19 protein-coding genes are annotated in these 18,767 nt (G+C 70.1%); 3 read left to right on the top strand and 16 right to left on the bottom strand.

Going from position 1 to position 18,767, the window contains the following annotated elements:
- Positions 1-32 precede the first annotated feature (32 nt).
- The 14 genes from ABDJ40_RS02370 to trpE form a co-directional block, all read right to left on the bottom strand.
- A complete protein-coding gene (locus tag ABDJ40_RS02370) occupies positions 33-1,355 on the bottom strand; it encodes an MFS transporter (protein WP_347605633.1) in 1,323 nt (440 codons plus the stop codon).
- Positions 1,356-1,386: 31 nt separating this feature from the next.
- Positions 1,387-2,874 (bottom strand): beta-N-acetylhexosaminidase, encoded by a 1,488-nt coding sequence (gene nagZ, locus ABDJ40_RS02365; protein WP_347605630.1) that lies wholly within the window; start codon positions 2,872-2,874, stop codon positions 1,387-1,389.
- Between the two features lie 13 nt (positions 2,875-2,887).
- Entirely contained in the window at positions 2,888-3,931 is a 1,044-nt protein-coding gene (locus ABDJ40_RS02360) for an SIS domain-containing protein (protein WP_430765586.1), read from the bottom strand.
- The gene (gene nagA, locus ABDJ40_RS02355) at positions 3,912-5,042 is read right to left on the bottom strand and encodes an N-acetylglucosamine-6-phosphate deacetylase (protein WP_347605627.1); all 1,131 of its coding nucleotides are present in this window, start codon (positions 5,040-5,042) and stop codon (positions 3,912-3,914) included. The genes ABDJ40_RS02360 and nagA overlap by 20 nt, the downstream gene beginning before the upstream one ends.
- Complete coding sequence (locus ABDJ40_RS02350; RefSeq protein ID WP_183103958.1) at positions 5,039-5,779, bottom strand: GntR family transcriptional regulator; 741 nt, start codon at positions 5,777-5,779, stop codon at positions 5,039-5,041. Before ABDJ40_RS02350 ends, nagA begins: the two co-directional genes overlap by 4 nt.
- Entirely contained in the window at positions 5,776-6,717 is a 942-nt protein-coding gene (locus tag ABDJ40_RS02345; RefSeq protein WP_347605624.1) for a glucosamine kinase nucleotide-binding domain-containing protein, read from the bottom strand. Before ABDJ40_RS02345 ends, ABDJ40_RS02350 begins: the two co-directional genes overlap by 4 nt.
- Before the next feature lie 260 nt (positions 6,718-6,977).
- The gene (locus tag ABDJ40_RS02340) at positions 6,978-7,736 is read right to left on the bottom strand and encodes a uracil-DNA glycosylase (protein ID WP_347605621.1); all 759 of its coding nucleotides are present in this window, start codon (positions 7,734-7,736) and stop codon (positions 6,978-6,980) included.
- On the bottom strand, positions 7,736-8,524 hold the full coding sequence (trpC, locus tag ABDJ40_RS02335) for an indole-3-glycerol phosphate synthase TrpC (protein WP_347605618.1): 789 nt from the start codon (positions 8,522-8,524) through the stop codon (positions 7,736-7,738). The genes ABDJ40_RS02340 and trpC overlap by 1 nt, the downstream gene beginning before the upstream one ends.
- A gap of 50 nt (positions 8,525-8,574) precedes the next feature.
- On the bottom strand, positions 8,575-9,093 hold the full coding sequence (locus ABDJ40_RS02330) for a hypothetical protein (protein ID WP_347605615.1): 519 nt from the start codon (positions 9,091-9,093) through the stop codon (positions 8,575-8,577).
- A complete protein-coding gene (gene trpD, locus ABDJ40_RS02325; RefSeq protein ID WP_347605612.1) occupies positions 9,090-10,124 on the bottom strand; it encodes an anthranilate phosphoribosyltransferase in 1,035 nt (344 codons plus the stop codon). The genes ABDJ40_RS02330 and trpD overlap by 4 nt, the downstream gene beginning before the upstream one ends.
- Positions 10,125-10,136: 12 nt before the next feature.
- Positions 10,137-11,159, bottom strand: a complete 1,023-nt coding sequence (ltaE, locus tag ABDJ40_RS02320; RefSeq protein ID WP_347605609.1) for a low-specificity L-threonine aldolase — start codon at positions 11,157-11,159, stop codon at positions 10,137-10,139.
- A 70-nt stretch (positions 11,160-11,229) separates the two neighbouring features.
- Complete coding sequence (locus ABDJ40_RS02315) at positions 11,230-11,814, bottom strand: anthranilate synthase component II (RefSeq protein WP_269632035.1); 585 nt, start codon at positions 11,812-11,814, stop codon at positions 11,230-11,232.
- Entirely contained in the window at positions 11,805-12,539 is a 735-nt protein-coding gene (locus ABDJ40_RS02310) for a CTP synthase C-terminal region-related (seleno)protein (RefSeq protein ID WP_347605606.1), read from the bottom strand. The genes ABDJ40_RS02315 and ABDJ40_RS02310 overlap by 10 nt, the downstream gene beginning before the upstream one ends.
- On the bottom strand, positions 12,539-14,023 hold the full coding sequence (gene trpE, locus ABDJ40_RS02305) for an anthranilate synthase component I (protein WP_347605604.1): 1,485 nt from the start codon (positions 14,021-14,023) through the stop codon (positions 12,539-12,541). The genes ABDJ40_RS02310 and trpE overlap by 1 nt, the downstream gene beginning before the upstream one ends.
- A 408-nt stretch (positions 14,024-14,431) precedes the next feature.
- On the opposite strand from trpE, the gene ABDJ40_RS02300 reads away from it, so the two are divergent.
- Complete coding sequence (locus tag ABDJ40_RS02300; RefSeq protein WP_347605601.1) at positions 14,432-15,028, top strand: chalcone isomerase family protein; 597 nt, start codon at positions 14,432-14,434, stop codon at positions 15,026-15,028.
- A gap of 24 nt (positions 15,029-15,052) precedes the next feature.
- On the opposite strand, the gene gph is transcribed toward ABDJ40_RS02300, so the two are convergent.
- A complete protein-coding gene (gene gph / locus ABDJ40_RS02295) occupies positions 15,053-15,721 on the bottom strand; it encodes a phosphoglycolate phosphatase (protein WP_347605598.1) in 669 nt (222 codons plus the stop codon).
- A 140-nt stretch (positions 15,722-15,861) separates the two neighbouring features.
- Here gph and ABDJ40_RS02290 point away from each other — a divergent pair, with 140 nt between their 5' ends.
- Positions 15,862-16,437: an NAD(P)H-dependent oxidoreductase gene (locus ABDJ40_RS02290; protein WP_347605595.1), complete on the top strand. Its 576-nt coding sequence runs from the start codon at positions 15,862-15,864 to the stop codon at positions 16,435-16,437.
- Here the strand turns inward: ABDJ40_RS02290 and ABDJ40_RS02285 are convergent, their stop codons facing one another.
- A complete protein-coding gene (locus ABDJ40_RS02285) occupies positions 16,438-17,352 on the bottom strand; it encodes a LysR family transcriptional regulator (protein ID WP_347605592.1) in 915 nt (304 codons plus the stop codon).
- Between the two features lie 111 nt (positions 17,353-17,463).
- Between ABDJ40_RS02285 and ABDJ40_RS02280 the strand changes: the two genes are divergently transcribed.
- Positions 17,464-18,723: an MFS transporter gene (locus tag ABDJ40_RS02280; RefSeq protein ID WP_347605589.1), complete on the top strand. Its 1,260-nt coding sequence runs from the start codon at positions 17,464-17,466 to the stop codon at positions 18,721-18,723.
- Positions 18,724-18,767: the final 44 nt, after the last annotated feature.

The raw sequence follows: 18,767 nt of genomic DNA, 5'->3' as shown, positions 1-18,767 counted from the left end.
CATGAAGAACGTGAGCACGCATGCCGGAGCGCTCAGCGACCTGCCGGCAAGGCGCTTGCCTGGGGGGCCTCGTCCTGCGCAGCTGCGGCCTGGCCCTGGGGGAAGCGGACGAAGAAGTACAGCAGCAGGGCCGGGGCACCGCAGGCGATAGTCCAGAGGAAGAAGCGCTCGTAGCCCAGGGCCAGCTGCACATCGCCGCTGAACGAACGGGCCAGGATGAAGCCCAGCTGCATCACGCCCGAGCCCAGCGCATAGTGGGCCGTCTGGAAGCGGCCGGGCGCCACCACCTGCATGATGAAGAGGATCATGCCGACGAAGCCGAAGCCGTAGCCGAACATCTCCAGCGCGATGGCCGCGCCGATGTGGGTGATGTCGGTCGGCCGTGCCGCAGCCAGGTAGTAGAAGGTGACGCTGGGCACCGCCATGGCCAGCAGCAGCACCGGCATGGCGCGGCGCAGGCTCAGCTTCGACGTGAAGTAGCCGCCCAGGATGCTGCCCACCAGGAAGGCGGCAGTGCCCACCGTGCCGTAGACGCCGCCCGTCTGTTCCTGCGTCAGTCCCAGCCCGCCCTTCTCGCGCGCCTCCAGCAGGAACAGGGGCCCGATGGTCTGCACCTGACCTTCCGCCAGGCGGAACAGGACGATGAAGAGCATGAAGCCCCAGATGCCCGGCTTGCGCAGCAGGTCGCCGATCACCTCCACCAAGGTCTGCCAGACCGCCGAGGCTCCGCCCTTGGGCGCCTGTGCGGGCAGCGGGTTGGGCAGCGCGACGGCGTTGTAGCTGGCCAGCAGGGCCAGCAGCACGCCCAGCATCACGAAGATGCTCGTCCAGGCATTGCTCAGGCCGAAGCGCTCGGCCAGCAGGCCGGCGAGGATCAGCAGGCCGCCCTGCGTGAGGAACTTGGAGGCGTTGAAGAAGGCCCCCTGCCAGCCTGCGTAGGCGGCCTGCTCCTTGTCCGACAGCGAGGCCATGTAAAGGCCGTCGCAGGCGATGTCATGGGTGGCGGAGGCATAGGCCAGCACGAAGAACACCGCCAGCGAGGCGCCGAACCAGCTGGGCAGCTGCAGCGTCAGCGCCACCGCCAGCAGGCCGGCCGCTCCCAGGAACTGCATGCTCACGACGATGCGCTTCTTGCTGGGGATCAGCTCCAGGAAGGGGCTCCACAGCGGCTTGAAGGCCCAGGCCAGGCCGATGAGGCTGGTCCAGCGCGCGATCTGGTCGTTCTCCACGCCCAGCTTCTTGTACATCATGCTGGCGATCAGCATGACCACGAAGAACTGCAGGCCCTGCACGAAGTACAGCGTGGGCACCCAGCGCAGGGGGCTGGCCGAAGAGGAGTCCTGGATCGCGCTCATGGGATGTCCTTGTTGTTGTCCGACGCGGGTCTCAGCCCAGGCTGACCGGCGATGCGGCCGTCGCGGCGAGCTCGCCCTGCAGCCAGCTCTTCAGGGCCGCCAGCGCACCGTCCGCATAGCCCCAGCTGACGACGGTGGGGCCCTGCACATCGAGCGCCTGGAAGGGGTTCCACAGCACCAGGTGCAGGTCCGGCCGCCACTGGCCGGCATGGGCGCCGTAGCGCATCCGGTGTGTGGAGGCGACGATGGTCTGGCGGCCGTCCTGCGGCACCTGCGACCAGTCCAGGCCCAGCAGGTCGTCCAGCATCACGATCTCGGCGTCCGCGAAGCCGCTGAACAGGCCGGCGATCTGGGCGCCGGTCGGGCCGGCCTCGCTGACCATGTCGGTGGGGACGTCGGTCTGCACGTAGACGCGCAGCGGCGCATGCAGCGCAGGCGCCTTCGCGGCGCGCAGCGCCGTCAGGCCACGCGCCCAGGCCTCGGCCATCAGCGCGCCGTCGGCCTCGCGAACGGCGCCGTCATAGTCGTCGTGGCTGACCGGATAGGCCCGCGCCAGGCGGTCCAGGCGGTCGCGGGCCCGGGCGCCCTGCGCCGGCGTCAGCTCGCCGCGGGCGAAGGCCTCGCGCAGGGCACGCAAGGACTGACCCTGCTCTTCCAGCGAGCCCTGGGCCAGGATCATGTCGGCACCGGCCTGCAGGGCCAGCACGGCGGCGCGGTCATAGCCGTAGCGCTCGCAGATGGCCTTCATCATCAGCGCATCGGTGATCACCACGCCCTCGTAGCCCCACTCCTTGCGCAAGATGCCGCCGAGGATGGTGGCGGACAGCGTGGCCGGGTACTCGGGGTCGATCTGCGGGTAGACGATGTGCGCCGTCATCACCGCCGGCGCGATCTCGCGCAGGGCGTGGAAGGGGCGCAGCTCCAGGGCATCGAGCTCGGCACGGCTCTTGTCCACCGTGGGCAGGGCCAGGTGCGAGTCCACATGGGTGTCGCCATGGCCGGGGAAGTGCTTGACGCAGCAGGCCACGCCCTCGCGCAGCGAGCCCCACATCCAGGCGCCGGCCAGCCGGGTGACCTCGTCGGCGCGCTCGGAGAAGCTGCGCTCGGCGATCACCGGGTTGGCCGGGTTGTTGTTGATGTCCAGCACCGGGGCGAAGTTCCAGTTCACGCCGATGCTGCGCAGGCCGCGGGCCACGGCGGCGCCCACGCGCTCGCACAGCTCGCTGTCGCCCGCCGCGCCCAGGGCCATGGCCGAGGGCGCCTGAGGCAGGAAGGTGGCACGCACCACGGAGCCGCCTTCCTGATCCAGGCCGATCAGGGCGTGGGGGCCCATCACCTCGCGCAGCTCGCGGGTCAGCTGGCGCACTTCCTTTTCCGTGCCCAGGTTCTTGCGGAACAGGCAGACGGCGCGGATCTTGTGCTCGCGCAGGAAGGCCGCGGTGGCGGCGTCCAGAGTCTTGCCCTGGATGTCGACCATCACCAGCTGGCCGGCGTCTTCGGGCGTGAATGCTTGGGTCATGACGGCGCCTCGCTCAGTGGGTCTTGGTGACCTTGGCCAGGTGGCGCGGCTGGTCGGGGTTCAGGCCGCGGGCGCGGGCCAGGGCCTCGACCATGGGATAGAAACTCTGGATGGCGGCAATGGGGTCGAGGTCCTCGTTGCCGGTGCAGGCCAGCGGCAGCTCGGCACCGGGCGTGCCGGCCGGCGCTGCCAGCAGGACGCGGGCACCGCGGCCGCGCATTTCCTCGGCCAGGGCCACGAGGCCGGCCTGGGCCGGGCCGCGCGGCGCGAAGACCAGCAGCGGGTAGCCCTCCTCCACCAGGGCCATGGGGCCGTGCTTGACCTCGGCGCCGGAGAAGGCCTCGGCCTGGATGCCGCAGGTTTCCTTGAACTTCAGGGCGGCCTCCAGCGCGATGGGCAGGCTGGTGCCGCGGCCGATCACGAAGAGCTTGTCCGCGCCGCGCAGCGCTTCCACGGCAGCATCCCAGCGCAGGCCGGCGGCCTTGACGAGGTCGTCGGGCAGCTGCTGCAGGGCGGCGGCCAGGTCCTCATCCCCCTGCCAGGCAGCGACCACGCGGGCGCCCGCCACCAGCTGCGCGATGTAGCTCTTGGTCGCGGCCACGCTGTTCTCCGGCCCGGCATGCAGCGAGAAGACATGCTCCGCTGCGGCGGCCAGGGGCGAACCCTCGGCGTTGACGAAGGCCACGGTGCGTGCACCGCCTTCACGGAAGAAACGCGTCGGCGCCACCAGGTCCGGGCTCTGGCCCGATTGCGAGAAGGCCAGGGACACCAGGCCCTCGCAGGCGATCTTGCTCTGGTACAGCGTGATCAGGGACATGGGCAGCGAGGTGACCAGCCGGCCCAGGCGCGCCATCACCAGGTAGGCCATGTAGTGGGCGGCGTGGTCCGAGCTGCCACGGGCAACGGTCAGCAGGCTGCTGGGCGGCGCGTCGCGCAGCGATTCACCCAGGGCCGCATAGGCGTTCTGGTCAGCGGCCAGCTGGCGCGCAACAGCCGCGGGCGCCGACAGGCACTCCTCCAGCATGCGGGTCTTGATATCAAGCGAGGTCAATTCCATCTCCTTCAACGACCACGCCTTGCACCTGCAAATCACGGTCCAACATCACAAAATCCGCCCAGGCGCCGACAGCCAGGCGGCCACGGTCTCCGAGTCCCAGGTAGTCCGCTGCATGGGTCGAGACGCGACGCGAGGCGTCCGCCATCTCCAGCCCCAGGCCCACCAGATTGCGCAGCGCCTGGTCCATCGTCAGCGTGCTCCCGGCCAGCGTGCCGTCGGGCAGGCGCACGCCGCCCATGCACTTGGTGACGCGGTGGCGGCCCAGGCTGTACTCGCCATCGGGCATGCCCGCGGCGGCCGTCGAGTCGGTCACGCAGAACAGGCAGGGGATGGAGCGCAGGGCCACGCGCACGGCACCTTCATGCACATGCAGCAGGTCCGGGATGATCTCGGCGTAGCGCGCATGGGCCAGCGCGGCGCCCACCATGCCGGGCTCGCGGTGATGCAGACCCGTCATGGCATTGAAGAGGTGGGTGAAGCCGCCGGCGCCGCGCTCCAAGGCTTCGACGCCATCTTCGTAGGTGCCCAGCGTGTGGCCGATCTGCACCTGGAAGCCGGCCGCGCGCAGCTGCTCGGTGAGGTCCAGATTGCCGGGCAGCTCGGGCGCCAGCGTGATCAGGCGGATGGGGGCCAGGGCGTGCAGGGCCTGCACCTCGGCCAGCTGCGCGGCGCGGGCGAAGTCGGGCTGGGCGCCCAGCTTGCCGGGGTTGATGTAGGGCCCCTCGAGATGCACACCCAGCACGCGGGCGGCCTGCGGCTCGCGCTCGCGGCACACCGGGCCCAGGGCCGCCAGGGCCGCGCGGATCTCGTCCATGGGCGCGGTCATGGTGGTGGCCAGCAGCGAGGTCGTGCCATGGCGCACATGCAGCCGGGCGATGGCCCGGGCGGCGTCACCGCCTTCCATGGTGTCCCGGCCGCCACCGCCGTGCACATGCACGTCGATGAAGCCGGGGAGGATCAGGGGCAGATCCTGAGATCCGTGGCGGACCTCGTACTCGGTGACCTCATCACCCTCGATGCGGGTGATGCGGCCTCCTTGATGCTCCAGCACACCGCGGACGAATCCCGCAGGTGTCAGTACGAATCCGTCAGTGCGCTGTGCTTCGGTCATCCATCCCGCCTCATCTCCGCAACGAAGTCGTAGTAGTCGCTGCGGCAGTACGAATGGGTCAGCTCCACGGCCTGACCCGATTCCAGATAGCCCACCCGTGTGATGAACAGCACGGCCTGACCCACGGGCACTTCCAGCAGGCTGGCAAGGCGGGAGTCGGCGTTGATGGCTCGAATGTGCTGTAGCGCGCGCACCGGGGCGCCACCCAGGCGGCCCAGGTGCTCATAGAGCGAGGCGCTGACGGACTCGGGGTCCGGCAGCACCGCCTCGGGCAGCACGCTCACTTCGTAGGCCATGACCACGGCATCGGCCAGGCGCAGGCGCTCCAGGCGCGCCACGCGTTGGCCGGTGGTCAGGCCCAGGGAGAGTTGTTCGTCCGGCGCGGCCAGGGAGAAGCCGCGCGTCAGCCAGCGCGAGCTCGGCTTGAAGCCGCGCTGGTGCAGTTCCTCCGAGAAGCTCGTCAGGCGCGACAGCGGCTGCTCGAGCTTGGGGGCGATGTAGTTGCCGGAGCCGCGCTTGCGGATGATCAGGCCCTGCTCCACCAGGCGGTCGATGGCCTTGCGGGCCGTCACGCGGGAGAGGTCCAGGGACTCGGAGAGCACCCGCTCGGAAGGCAGGGCTTCATCGGCCTGGTAGTGGCCTTCGCGGATCGCCTGCGCCAGCTTGTGGGCCAGCTGCATGTACAGCGGCGAGGCGGCTTCGGGATCAGGCTTGAATTGGAACGGCAGCTTTGTCATCGTGTACCCGTCTTGTCGTTGAGTGCACTGCCGACCAAGAGCAGTGCGCCGTCGGCCGAATCTCCTTGGGACTCGACGCAACGGGCACGAATGTTGCCTGAGAAATGAGCCAAAAGACGCTTGGCGATGCTGCCGGCCAGGGCGAGGGGCAATTCCTCCTGGGGATCGAGGCTGTGGGCCAGCTGCTCCAGGGCCACCACGGCCTGCATGCGCAGGGCCTGGGCCGGTTTGTCGCCCGCCTCGGCGACGTCCAGGACCCGCGGCGCCAGGGACGCGAAGCCGTGCTGGCCCGCCGCGGCACACCAGGCCAGGATGGACTCGCGATCACGGCCCGCCACTTCCCACACGGCCACAGCCAGCTGGCTGACGGGCACGCGCCCGTCCATGGCCTGCTGGGCATGCCCCATGGCGCGCAGCCCCAGCCAGGCGCCGCTGCCCTCGTCACCGGTGATCCAGCCCCAGCCCGAGGCGATGCCCCGCGAGCCATCGGGCCGCAGCACCTCGCCCACAGTGCCGGTACCGGCTGCCACCACCACGCCCGGACGGCCGCCATGGGCGCCCAGCACGGTGGTGAAGCCATCGTTCTCCAGCAGTACCGCGGCGAAGCCGGGCTGCGTGCGGATGAAGTCCTGCGCGTCGGCCAGCAGATTGGCCCCCGACAGGCCCGCGCCCAGCGCGCATTCGGCCAGCGGCACCGGCGACAGGCCGGCCTGCCCGGCCGCCTGCTGCAGGGCGTCCAGGATGTGGCGCCAGGCCTGGGCCACGCCCTGCCCCAGCGCCGAAGGTCCGGCCTCGCCCTGACCCAGCACGCGGCCGGCGGCGTCCGCCAGCTTGACTCGCGTCCCGGTACCGCCGCCATCCACCCCCACGTGGTAGCGCACCGCGGCCAGCGCTTCAGCGCGCGCCAGGGTGTGATGCAGAGGCAGGGGCTTGTTCATAGTAATACCAGTTTAGTACCAGAATTAGCCGAGCGTCAATTGGTATTGCACTGGCTTACATCCAAATCCACCCACTCAGCCGATCCACCGGCGATGCCTGGCTTTGATCACGATTTCACGGGGTAGCAGACAGGTGCGAACGGGTATCGCACCCAGCGGAACAATACCAGTTTAGAACCAAGTTCGGCATGGGGCTGGCCCCAGGGTCTACCCGGAGCGGGCGGGCGGGGAGCGCCGCTCCGCGGCGGCGGGGCCTGGGCTCAGACGCGCCAGTCCAGGCGCTGTCCGCGCGCCGCCAGCCAGGTCTGCGCGGCGGAGAAGTGCCCGCAGCCGATGAAGGGCTGGGGCGGCCGCGTGGCGGAGAGCGGCGAGGGGTGGTTGGCCTGCAGCACCAGGTGCTGCGGGCCTGCTGCCGCAATGAGCGGCGCCTTGGCCTGGGCATGGGCGCCCCACAGCAGGTAGACCTTGGGGGCGGCGTGCGCCGCCGTGGCGGCGATCAGCGCATCGGTGAGGGCTTCCCAGCCCTTCTTCGCATGGCTGCCGGCGGCGCCCTCCTCCACCGTCAGCGAGGTGTTGAGCAGCAGCACGCCCTGGTGCGTCCAGGCGATCAGATGGCCGTCCCGCGCCGGCGGCTGGCCCAGGTCGCGCTGCAGCTCCTTGTAGATGTTGCGCAGGGAGGGCGGCAGCTTCTGGCCCGGCGGGACCGAGAAGGCCAGGCCCTCGGCCTGACCGGCACCGTGATACGGATCCTGGCCGAGGATGACCACGCGCACCGACTCCAGCGGCGTCAGGCTCAGGGCCCGCAGCGGCTGGGCCGGGAACACCGTGGCCCCCTCACGCTGGCGCCGCTCGACATAGGCGACCAGCGCCTGGCCTGCGGCGCTTTGGCGCCACCCTTCCACCTCGGCCTGCCAGCCGGGCGACAGCGGCGTGGCATCCAGCACCTCGCCCAGCGGGCGCGCGAGGGCATTGGGCGCCGCCGCGGGGGCGCCGTCGTCATCCAGCAGCGAGGCCTGCATCAGGCGAACAAGGCCGACAGGGCCTCGCCGGGTTCGGGGGCACGCATGAAAGCCTCGCCCACCAGGAAGGCGTGCACGCCGTGGTCCCGCATGCGTTGCACATCGGTGCGCTGCAGGATGCCGGATTCGGTCACCAGCAGGCGGTCCGCCGGCACACGGTCCAGCAGGCCCAGGGTGGTGTCCAGCGTGACGTCGAAGGTCCGCAGATTGCGATTGTTGATGCCCACCAGCGGCGTCTTCAGCCGCAGGGCGCGCTCCAGCTCGGCGCCGTCGTGCACCTCGACCAGCACATCCATGCCCAGATCCAGCGCGCAGGCTTCGAGATCGGCCATCAGCGCGTCATCGAGGCTGGCGGCGATCAGCAGCACGCAGTCCGCGCCCATGGCCCGCGCTTCGACGATCTGGTACTCGTCCACCATGAAGTCCTTGCGCAGCACCGGCAGCGTGCAGGCGGCGCGGGCGGCCTGCAGGTATTCGGTCGCGCCCTGGAAGAAGGGCCGGTCGGTCAGCACGCTCAGGCAGGCCGCGCCGTGGCGGGCATAGCTCTGCGCGATCTCGGCGGGGCGGAAGTCCTCGCGCAGCACGCCCTTGCTGGGGCTGGCCTTCTTGATCTCGGCGATGACGCCGCTACGCCCGGCCGCGATGGCGCTGCGCAGCGAGGCCACGAAGCCCCGCACCGGGCCTTGGCCCGCAGCTTCGTCGCGCAGGCTGGCCAACGAACGCATGGCGCGTGCCGCGGCCACTTCCTCGTGCTTGACGGCGTTGATCTTGTTCAGGATGTCGGACATGGTCTTGGCCTTGAGTCAGGATGTCGTGTGCAGGCTGGCAATCGGCGCGCTCACAGGCTGAGCCCCTCGCGCCGCAGCTGCAGCCGCTGCGCCAGCGCGTCGGCGATCTGGCTCACGAGCTGATGCTCCTCGCGGCTGGCGCCGCCGCGGGTCTCCAGCACGCGCAGGGCCTTGCCGCCGTCCTCGTGACGGAACTCGAGCGCCAGTGAGCGGCGCTTGGATCCGCCCACGCAATACAGGCCCCAGCCGGGGCCGTCCAGGCGGCGTGGCTCGCCATCAACGCCCACCGGCGCCAGCTCGCGCGAAGCGAAGTCCAGGCGCCAGCCCAGGTGCTCGCGCTTCAGCAGGCCCCAGGCAGCCATGCCGGCCACCACCAGGCCCAGGGCCAGCCAGCCGGCACCCGTGCGCCAGGCGTCTGGCAGCAGGGGCACGCCCCACAGGCCCAGCGCCGTGCCGCTCAGGCCCAGGCCCCAGGACAGCGGGTGCACCTCCACGCGCGGCAGCAGCACCTGGCGGGCCTGGGGGATGTCATCCCGCAGGCGGCGCCAGAGGGCGGCATTGGATCTCATGCGGCGCCCAGGGCCTGCGTGGTCGCGATGAACTGGTCGAGCTTGGCCCGCGCCGCGCCGCTGCGGATGGCCTCGCGCGCGCGCTCGATGCCTTCGCCGATGCTGTCCGCCACATTCGCAGCGTAGAGCGTGGCGCCGGCGTTGAGCAGCACGATGTCGCGCGCGGGGCCGGGCTCGTCGGCCAGGGCGCCCAGCAGCATCTGGCGGCTGTCTTCCGGCCCGGCGACCTTGAGGCTGCGGTTGGAGGCCATGGCCAGGCCGAAGTCCTCGGGGTGGATCTCGTACTCGCGGATCTCGCCGTTCCTCAGCTCGCCCACCTGCGTGCCCGCGCCCAGCGAGATCTCGTCCATGCCGTCCTTGCCGTACACGACGACGGCGTGCTCGGCGCCCAGGCGCTGCATCACGCGCACCTGGATGCCGACCAGGTCCGGATGGAACACGCCCATCAGGATGTTGGGCGCGCCGGCCGGGTTGGTCAGGGGCCCCAGGATGTTGAAGATGGTGCGCACGCCCAGCTCCTTGCGGACCGGGGCGATGTTCTTCATGGCCGGGTGGTGGTTGGGCGCGAACATGAAGCCGATGCCGCACTGCGCCACGCTGGCCGCCACCTGCTCGGGCTTGAGCATGATGTTGGCGCCCAGGGCCTCCAGCACGTCGGCGCTGCCGGTCTTGCTGGAGACGCTGCGGTTGCCGTGCTTGGCCACCTGCGCGCCGGCCGCCGCGGCCACGAACATCGAGCAGGTGCTGATGTTGAAGGTGTGGGCGCCATCGCCGCCGGTGCCCACCACATCGACCAGATGCGGCTTCGGCCCCAGCGGGACCTTGACCGAGAACTCGCGCATCACCTGCGCGGCGGCGGTGATCTCGCCAATGGTCTCCTTCTTGACGCGCAGGCCGATCAGCAGGGCTGCGGCCATCACGGGGGACATGTCCCCGCTCATGATGCGGCGCATCAGGGTCAGCATCTCGTCGTGGAAGATCTCGCGGTGCTCGATGGTCCGCGTCAGGGCTTCGTTATCGGTGATGGGCATGGCGGTTCCCGTTCAGGCTTTGAAGTAGTCGCGGACGGCGGTGATGGCGCGGTCCACGCCCGCCGCATCGACGTCCAGATGGGTCACGAATCGCAGGCGGTACAGGCCCGTGGCCAGCACGCCGCGCTCCTTCAGGAAGGACAGCAGGCCGGCGGCGCGATCGGCATCGCGCACGTCGGCGAAGACGATGTTGGTCTGCGGCGCCTCGATGGCAAGACCTGGCACCCCGGCCAGGCCCTCGGCCAGCCGGCGCGCGAGGGCATGGTCCTCGGTCAGGCGGCGCACGTGATGGTCCAGGGCATGGTGGGCCGCGGCGGCCAGCAGGCCCGCCTGGCGCAGGCCGCCGCCGGCCATCTTGCGCCAGCGGTGGGCACTCTTGATGAAGTCACGCGAGCCGCACAGCACCGAGCCCACCGGCGCGCCCAGGCCCTTGGAGAAGCACACGGAGACGCTGTCGAAATGGCTGCAGATGCGGCGCGCCGCGGCGTAGGGATCGGCCGCATCCACCGCCACGGCTGCGTTGAAGAGCCGCGCGCCATCGAGGTGGCGGGCCAGGCCGCGGCGCTGCGCGAGCTCCGAGGCCGCGGCCAGGTAGTCCATGGGCAGCACCTTGCCGCCGATGGTGTTCTCCAGGGTCAGCAGCCGGGTGCGGGCAAAGTGCGCGTCGTCGGGCTTGATGTTGGCCTCGATGTCGGCCAGCAGCAGGCTGCCGTCCGGCTGCTGCGCCAGGGGCTGCGGCTGGATGGAACCCAGCACCGCCGCGCCACCGCCTTCCCAGCGATAGGTGTGGGCCATCTGGCCGACGATGTATTCGTCGCCGCGCTGGCAGTGGGCCATCAGCGCGCAGAGATTGCTCTGCGTGCCCGTGGGCATGAAGAGCGCGGCCTCGAAGCCCAGCCGCGCGGCCAGGTCCTCCTGCAGCGCGTTGACGCTGGGGTCGTCACCGAAGACATCGTCACCCAGGGGCGCAGCGCTCATGGCCTCGCGCATGGCCGGCGTGGGCTGGGTGACGGTGTCGCTTCGCAAGTCAATCATGGCCTGACTACTCCTTGGCAATCGGTCTTCGCTGGGCGCCGTCTGCCGCGGGACGCGGCGGGGCGCCCTCTCACTTCCGCAGCTGCAGGAAGTTCCTCAGCATGGCATGGCCGTGCTCGGACAGGATGGATTCCGGATGGAACTGCACCCCCTCCAGCGGCGTAGCCGTGCCGGCCAGCTCGCGGTGGCGCAGGCCCATGATCTCGCCGTCCTCGCTGCGGGCAGTGACGACGAACTCCTTGGGGAACGTCGCCTCCTCGACCACCAGCGAGTGGTAGCGCACCACGGTGAAGTCCTGCGGCAGGCCGGCGAACACGCCCTGCTGATCGGTGTGGATCACGCTGGTCTTGCCGTGCATCTGGGTCTTGGCGCGGACGATGTTGGCCCCGAAGGCCGCGCCCATGCTCTGATGGCCCAGGCACACGCCCAGCAGGGGCAGCTTGCCCGCGAAGTGACGGATGGCCTCCACGCAGACACCGGCCTCGGCAGGTGAGCAGGGACCCGGCGAGAAGACCAGGTGAGCCGGCTTCAGGGCCGCGATCTCGCCGACGGTGATCTCGTCATTGCGCACCACCTTCACCTCGGTCCCGAGTTCGCCGAAGTACTGCACCAGGTTGAAGGTGAAGCTGTCGTAGTTGTCGATCATCAGCAGCATGAGCGCGCCTCCAGTTCAGCGGCGCGCACGGCCGCAGCCTCGACCCAGGCCTTGACCAGGCCCGGCAGATTGCCTTGCAGCGCCTGGCGTTCCGGCTGGAACAGCGCTGCCACGAAAAAGGGATGCCCGGCCAGTTCAACCGCCCGCACATCGCCGGCCGGCCCCTGGGCGGCGGCCTGGAGTGGCCCCGCGGTGAGGGCCGCCACGAAGTCGGGGTTGAGCCCGAATCGGCAGCGGTAGCCCTCGCTGAAGGGCTGCCCCTCATAGACGGCATGCAGGCGGGTGCCCGGCAGGGGGGCCAACCGCTCGTGCTGCTCCACCAGCTCGCAGGCCAGGTGATGGATCACCCGCCGCTCGCCGGCCCCGGCGGTCTCCTCGTGCTCGGCGTCGGCCCAGCCCAGCACATGGCGAGCGTACTCGACCACGGCATGCTGGAAGCCGCCGCAGGTGCCCAGGAAGGGCTGGCCGCTCTCGCGCGCCTGGCGAATGGCGCGCAGGGCGCCGTCCATGCTGCGGTAAGGGCTGCCCGGCACGCACCAGACGCCGTGGACGGCTTGCAGCGCGCGGGCATCCCCCACCTCGTCGGTGGCCATCCAGCGGGCCTGCAGGGGCAGGTCCAGCGCCTGGCTGGCGAGGTCCAGGGCCAGGGGGATGGCGCGGTGGGCGGTGATGGCATCGTCGCGGTCACCCACCAGCACCAGCTCGAGGGTCGGTGCGGGGCGCATCAGAAGCCCTCCTCGACCAGCTCGGCCGCGCGCAGCAGGGCCCGCGCCTTGGCCTCGGTTTCCTTCCATTCCAGCTCGGGCACGGAGTCCGCCACCACGCCGGCCGCGGCCTGCACATAGAGCATCTGGTCCTGCACGATGCCGGTGCGGATGGCAATGGCCAGGTCCATGTCGCCCGCGTAGCTGAGGTAGCCGCAGGCGCCGCCGTAGATGCCGCGCTTGACGGGCTCCAGCTCGTCGATGATCTCCATCGCCCGGACCTTGGGCGCGCCGGTGAGGGTGCCGGCCGGGAAGGTCGCGCGGAACACGTCCATATTGCTGACGCCGGGCTGCAGCTGCCCCTCGACATTGCTGACGATGTGCATCACGTGCGAGTAGCGCTCGATGACGAAGGCATCCGTCACCTTGACGCTGCCGGTGGTGGCGATGCGGCCGATGTCGTTGCGGGCCAGGTCGATCAGCATCAGGTGCTCGGCGCGCTCCTTGGGGTCGGCCTTGAGCTCGGCCTCGAGGGCCAGGTCTTGCTCGCGCGTGGCGCCGCGCGGCCGGGTGCCGGCCAGCGGGCGGATGGTGACCTTCTGCCCCTCTGCCGTGCGCTCCTGGCGCACCAGGATCTCGGGCGAGGCGCCGACGATCTGGAAGTCCCCCATGTCATAGAAGTACATGTAGGGGCTGGGATTGAGCGAACGCAGCGCGCGGTAGAGGCTCAGCGGGGATTCGGTGTAGCGCTTGGACAGGCGCTGGCCCACCTGGACCTGCATCATGTCCCCGGCGGCGATGTACTCCTTGGCCTGCAGCACGGCGTCGAGGTAGTCGGCCTTGGCGAACTCGCGCAGCACCGGATGCGACTGCCCGCGCTTCACCTGCGGCGCCGAGACGCTGTAGCTGAGCTTGTCCCGCAGCTCGGCGAGGCGCTTCTTGGCCTTGAAGTAGGACTCGGGCTGGGCCGGGTCGGCATAGACGATCAGGTAGAGGCGGCCGGACAGGTTGTCGATGACGGCCAGCTCCTCGCACTGCAGCAGCATGACGTCGGGGGTGTCCAGGCCGCCGGGCTTCTCGGTCTTGGCGAGGCGCGGCTCGATGTAGCGCACGGCGTCGTAGCCGAAGTAGCCGGCCAGGCCGCCACAGAAGCGCGGCATGCCGGGGCGCAGGGCCACCTTGAAGCGCTGCTGGTAGGCCTCGATGAAGGCCAGGGGGTTGCCCTCGTGGGTCTCGACCACCTCGCCATCGCGGCGCACCTCGGTGCGCTGCCCGTGGCTGCGCAGCACGGTGCGCGCCGGCAGGCCGATGAAGGAGTAGCGCCCGAAGCGCTCGCCGCCCACCACGGACTCCAGCAGGAAGCTGTAGCGCCCCTGGCCGGCACCGGCACAGAGCTTCAGGTAGAGGGACAGGGGGGTTTCAAGGTCCGCAAAGGCCTCGCTGATCAGAGGGATGCGGTTGTAGCCTTCTGCGGCCAAGCTCTGGAATTCGAGTTCGGTGATCACGTTCTCTTCTCGCGATATCAGGGGCACCGGCCCAGGGGCGGCGGAGCCCGATCGTACAGATCAGCCTGGCTGACATGCCGCGGCGCTGCCAGGGGCAGCACCGGCGCACGGATTCGCAACAGCTTTCGCGGGAACTACGAGGAAATGACGCGGAAGTGTGGACCCCGGGAACCGGGGCCGGCAAGCAGGCCAGGCGCTTCAGTGGGTGAAGGCGGACGGGCATCGCCAGGGCCAGGCTCCCCGGTCGTTCGACCCCTTGATCTGCTTGCGCGTGATGAACATAGTGCGGGCGAGTGTAGCAGTGCTACACGAAAACTGAGACCTGCCCCTAGCTCAAGCCTTCGCCGTTCAGACATACTCCTTTTTACAAGTTCTGCAGCTGTCATGCAGACATCCTTGGAGCGAGACATGCGTCGTTTGATTCTTGCAGCGCTGGTAGCGCTGGCAGTGCCCCTGGGCGCTCAGGCCCAGGCCGTGGAACTGGCCGGGGTGAAGTACGAGCCCCAGGCCGAACTGGGTGGCCAGAAGCTGGTCCTCAATGGTGCGGGCATCCGCTACAAGGCCATCTTCAAGGTCTATACCGCCGGCCTCTACCTCAAGGAGAAGACCGGCACGCCCGACGGCGTGTTCGGCATGAGCGGCCCCAAGCGCCTGTCCATCCACATGCTGCGCGAGATCGATGCCAACGAGCTCGGCAAGCTCTTCACGAAGGGCATGCAGGACAACGCCACGCCCGAGGACTTCTCCAAGTCCATCCCCGGCGTGATGCGCATCGCCGAAGTCTTCGCAGCCAAGAAGAAGATGAGCGCCGGCGAGGGCTTTGCCGTGGACTTCGTCCCCGGCACCGGCACGGTGATCTCGGTCAACGGCAAGGTGCAGGGCGAGCCCATCAAGGAGCCGGAGTTCTTCACCACGCTGATGCGCATCTGGCTGGGCAAGAACCCGGCGGATGGCCAGCTCAAGGATGCCCTGCTGGGCATTCAGGCCCAGGGCCGCAGCCGCTGAGCAGCAGGCCGGCCCACGAGGCGTTCAGGGTGCCAGCAGGCGCCCGATCTGGTCCAGCCGGTCCAGGTGCGCCAGGGCGGGCACGGCATCGATGGGCTCGCCGTGGTTGTAGCCATGGCGCAGCAGCACCACCGGGCAGCCGGCTGCATGCGCGGCCTGCGCGTCGTTGCTTGAATCCCCGATCATCCAGGCCTCCTGCGGCCGCACGCCCAGGGCCTCGCAGGTCTTGAGCAGGGGCAGAGGATCGGGCTTCTTGCGCTCGAAGTCATCACCGCCGAATACCCGGTCGAAGTAGCCCGCCAGCCCCTTGGCCGCCAGCAGGTCGCGGGCAAAGCGCGCCGGCTTGTTGGTCAGGCAGGCCATGGGCAGGCCCTGCGCCTTCAGCAGATCCAGGCCCTCCACTGTGCCCGGGAACAGGTCCGAGGCCTGCCCGTTGAGCTGCAGGTAGTGCGCCTGGTAGCGGGCCCAGGCCGCCTCGTACAGCCCGGCATCGCCGCCCACCTCGCGCAGGGCCGAGCGGATCAGCGGCTCGCTGCCGCGCCCCACGGCCTGCAGCACCCACGCCCGTGAGACCGGGGGCAGGCCGAGGTCGGCCAGGGTGAGGGCCAGTACGGCCACGAAGTCGCCGACGGTGTCGACAAGGGTGCCGTCAAGGTCGACGAGGAAGGCTCTGGCAGACGGATGGGCGGACATCGGAGGCTCAGGCCGGCTCGAGCCGGCAGGTGGGGATGGGCCCTGGATCCTAGCGGGTCCTGCGACCCATGAATGCCGCTCATGGCCGACATGAGGGCCGATGACAGTCGGGGCCGCCAGGGGCCGATACCGTGGCGGCCATGAAAACACTCGTCCATCTCTTCCACCCCCGCCTGGGCCAGTCCAACATCAACCGCCGCTGGGCCGAGGCCTGGCGCACGCTGCCGGGCACCACGCTCAACCTGGTCCATGAGCAGTACCCCGACGGCCGCATCGACATCGCCCGCGAGCAGGCCCTGCTGCTGGCCCATGAGCGCATCGTCTTCCAGCATCCGCTGTACTGGTACTCCGTGCCGCCGCTGATGAAGGCGTGGATGGACGAGGTGCTGCAGCATGGCTGGGCCTATGGCCGCGGGGTGCGCACGCTGCACGGCAAGCAGTGGTGGTCCGTGATCAGTGCCGGCGGTACCGCCGAGGACTACCAGGCCGGCGGCTTCAACGAGTACAGCCTCAGCGAGCTGCTCAAGCCCCTGCAGCGCACGGCCGGCATGCTGGGCATGCAGTACCTGCCGCCCCATGTCGAATACGGCACCCACCAGCAGGACGCGACGACCCTGGCCGGCGTGGGCGAGCGGCTGCTGCGGCGCCTGCCGGGACTGCCTCCCCCCGAAAGGCCTCTCGACAAGCCCCTCGAGACGCGCGCCGAAGCCGCCTGATCAGCCCCCCCGCAGGGCCGCCACCACCTGCTGGCGCAGCCAGCGGTGGCGCGGATCGCGGTGCTGGGCCGCGTGCCACAGCATCACCACTGCATGCGAGGGCAGCGGCAGCGGCGGCTCCCAGCAGCGCAGCGCCAGATGCCGGGACAGCCCCAGCGCCACGCGCCGCGGCAGGGTGCAGACCAGCTCGCTTTCGGCCACCTGCCGCGCCGCACTCGCGAACTGCGTGAAGGTGCAGGCCACATGCCGGCGGCGCCCCTGCCGCTGCAGCCAGCTGTCGACCGGGCCCAGCCCCACGCCGGTGGGACTCACCAGCACGTGCGACTCCGCCAGGTAGTCGTCCAGCGTGATGGCGTCCGCCCGCCAACGCGGATGCCGGCGGCTGGCGATCACCACGAAGGTTTCATCCCACAGCACGCGCCGGTGCAGGCTCTGCGGCGCCTGCTCGTAGCGGCCGATCAGCAGGTCGACCTGCGTGGCGGCCTGCAGGAGGTCGAAGTCGCTGGGCTGCACGCAATGCAGGGTGGACTGCGGCGCCAGCCGGCGCAGTCGACCCAGCAGCGCCGGCGCCAGGACCAGGTCCCCATAGTCGGGCATGGCGATGCGGAACGCATGCGCACCGGCCGCGGGCTCGAAGCCGGGCTGCGGCGCCACCACCTCCTGCAACTGGCGCAGGGCCTGCTGCAGCGGCTGTTTCAGGGATTCCGCCCGCGCGCTGAGCCGCATGCCGCGCCCGGCCCGCACCAGGAGGGGGTCGCCAAAATGCGCCCGCATCTGACGCAGAGCATGGCTCATGGCCGACTGCGTCACGTTGGCATGCAGGGCGGCGCGGCTGACGCTGCCCTCCTGCAGCAGCAGGTTGAGCCAGTGCAGCAGCCGGGGGTCCAGCTCGGAGGAGGTTCCGGAAGTGCTCATGCGGCGGGGGCCCGGCCGCGCCCCTGGGTAGATGCGGAGCAGTGACTATACGCAGGCCGGGGACAATGCCGCATCGCCCCGCCCCCTCCCGGGCTTCCAGAGCATTACCCCATGTCCGCCTCTTCCCTGCACCCGGCCTCGCGCCGGGCCTCGCACCCGGCCGTCTATTTCGTTCTCTTCGCCCCCTTCAGCGCCCTCAGCGGCTACCTGGGCATCGCCGCGGCCTATGCACTGGCCCAGGCCAAGGTGCCGGCCGAGGCCATCGCCGGCCTGCTGGCGGTGACCTTCATGCCGCATGCGGTCAAGTTCCTCTGGGCGCCCATCGTGGACCTCACGCTGACGCGCAAGACCTGGTACCTGATCGGCTGCGCGGGCTCGGCCGCAGGCATCTTCATCACGGGGATGACGCCCTACAGGCTCGAATCCATCCCCTTCCTGACGGCCGTGGCCGTGGCGGCCGGCATTGCCGCCAGCCTGCTGGGCATGTCGGTGGAGAGCCTCATGGCGCACGCCACGCCGGCGCAGGAGAAGGGCCGGGCCGCCGGCTGGATGCAGGCCGGCAACATGGCCGGCGCCAGCCTCGGCGGCGGCCTGGCGCTGTGGATGATGGAGGACCTGCATGTGTCCCCCATGCTCACCAGCAGCCTGATGGCCGTGCTGACCCTGGTCTGCGCCGCCGCCCTGCCCCTGGTGCGCGAGCCCGCCCCCGAAAGCAGCAACGAGGGCTTCAGCCTGAGGGCCAGCGCCCGCGCCGCAGGCAAGGACCTCTGGGAGGTCGCAAGCTCCCGCCTGGGCCTGCTGGCCATCCTGGTGTGCTTCCTGCCCATCGGCAGCGGCGGCGCCGGCAATCTGTGGTCGGTGGTGGCACCGGACTGGCATGCCAGAGCGGCCACCGTCGCCCTCGTCACCGGGGTGCTCAGCGGCATCGTGTCGGCCGGCGGCAGCCTGCTGGGTGGCTTCATCTGCGACCGCATGGACCGCAAGTGGGCCTACTGCCTCTTCGGTGGCCTGCAGGCCCTGTGCGCCCTGGCCATGGCCGCGGCCCCGCACAGCGAGTCCAGCTTCGTCATCTTCACCACGCTCTATGCCCTGACCACCGGCCTCTGCTACACCGGCTATGCCGCCGTGGTGCTGGAAGCCATCGGCAAGGGCGCCGCCGCCACCAAGTACAGCCTGCTGGCCTCCCTGGCCAACATGCCGCTCAGCTGGATGACCCTGGTGGCCGGCTACTCCCAGACCCACTGGGGCAACAACGGCATGCTGCAGTCCGAGGCCGCCATCGGCGCCGCCGCGCTGGCAGTCTTCGCCCTGGCCGCCAAGGTGGCCCAGCGTCGTGCAGGGCCTGCGGCCGAGGCAGCGGGCACTGCCTGAGCCTTGTTTCAAACATTTGTCCAATTATCAAGACATTTGTCTAG

The organism is Roseateles flavus, assembly GCF_039872765.1.
GTDB lineage: Bacteria > Pseudomonadota > Gammaproteobacteria > Burkholderiales > Burkholderiaceae_C > Roseateles_B > Roseateles_B flavus.
This window is presented reverse-complemented; position numbering and strand designations above follow the sequence as displayed.

Bases quoted from the DNA above. Each gene is read 5' to 3' on its own strand.
- ABDJ40_RS02370 (WP_347605633.1), bottom strand. From the start codon at position 1,355: ATGAGCGCGATCCAGGACTCCTCTTCGGCCAGCCCCCTGCGCTGGGTG.
- nagZ (WP_347605630.1), bottom strand. From the start codon at position 2,874: ATGACCCAAGCATTCACGCCCGAAGACGCCGGCCAGCTGGTGATGGTC.
- ABDJ40_RS02360 (WP_430765586.1), bottom strand. From the start codon at position 3,931: ATGGAATTGACCTCGCTTGATATCAAGACCCGCATGCTGGAGGAGTGC.
- nagA (WP_347605627.1), bottom strand. From the start codon at position 5,042: ATGACCGAAGCACAGCGCACTGACGGATTCGTACTGACACCTGCGGGA.
- ABDJ40_RS02350 (WP_183103958.1), bottom strand. From the start codon at position 5,779: ATGACAAAGCTGCCGTTCCAATTCAAGCCTGATCCCGAAGCCGCCTCG.
- ABDJ40_RS02345 (WP_347605624.1), bottom strand. From the start codon at position 6,717: ATGAACAAGCCCCTGCCTCTGCATCACACCCTGGCGCGCGCTGAAGCG.
- ABDJ40_RS02340 (WP_347605621.1), bottom strand. From the start codon at position 7,736: ATGCAGGCCTCGCTGCTGGATGACGACGGCGCCCCCGCGGCGGCGCCC.
- trpC (WP_347605618.1), bottom strand. From the start codon at position 8,524: ATGTCCGACATCCTGAACAAGATCAACGCCGTCAAGCACGAGGAAGTG.
- ABDJ40_RS02330 (WP_347605615.1), bottom strand. From the start codon at position 9,093: ATGAGATCCAATGCCGCCCTCTGGCGCCGCCTGCGGGATGACATCCCC.
- trpD (WP_347605612.1), bottom strand. From the start codon at position 10,124: ATGCCCATCACCGATAACGAAGCCCTGACGCGGACCATCGAGCACCGC.
- ltaE (WP_347605609.1), bottom strand. From the start codon at position 11,159: ATGATTGACTTGCGAAGCGACACCGTCACCCAGCCCACGCCGGCCATG.
- ABDJ40_RS02315 (WP_269632035.1), bottom strand. From the start codon at position 11,814: ATGCTGCTGATGATCGACAACTACGACAGCTTCACCTTCAACCTGGTG.
- ABDJ40_RS02310 (WP_347605606.1), bottom strand. From the start codon at position 12,539: ATGCGCCCCGCACCGACCCTCGAGCTGGTGCTGGTGGGTGACCGCGAC.
- ABDJ40_RS02300 (WP_347605601.1), top strand. From the start codon at position 14,432: ATGCGTCGTTTGATTCTTGCAGCGCTGGTAGCGCTGGCAGTGCCCCTG.
- gph (WP_347605598.1), bottom strand. From the start codon at position 15,721: ATGTCCGCCCATCCGTCTGCCAGAGCCTTCCTCGTCGACCTTGACGGC.
- ABDJ40_RS02290 (WP_347605595.1), top strand. From the start codon at position 15,862: ATGAAAACACTCGTCCATCTCTTCCACCCCCGCCTGGGCCAGTCCAAC.
- ABDJ40_RS02285 (WP_347605592.1), bottom strand. From the start codon at position 17,352: ATGAGCACTTCCGGAACCTCCTCCGAGCTGGACCCCCGGCTGCTGCAC.
- ABDJ40_RS02280 (WP_347605589.1), top strand. From the start codon at position 17,464: ATGTCCGCCTCTTCCCTGCACCCGGCCTCGCGCCGGGCCTCGCACCCG.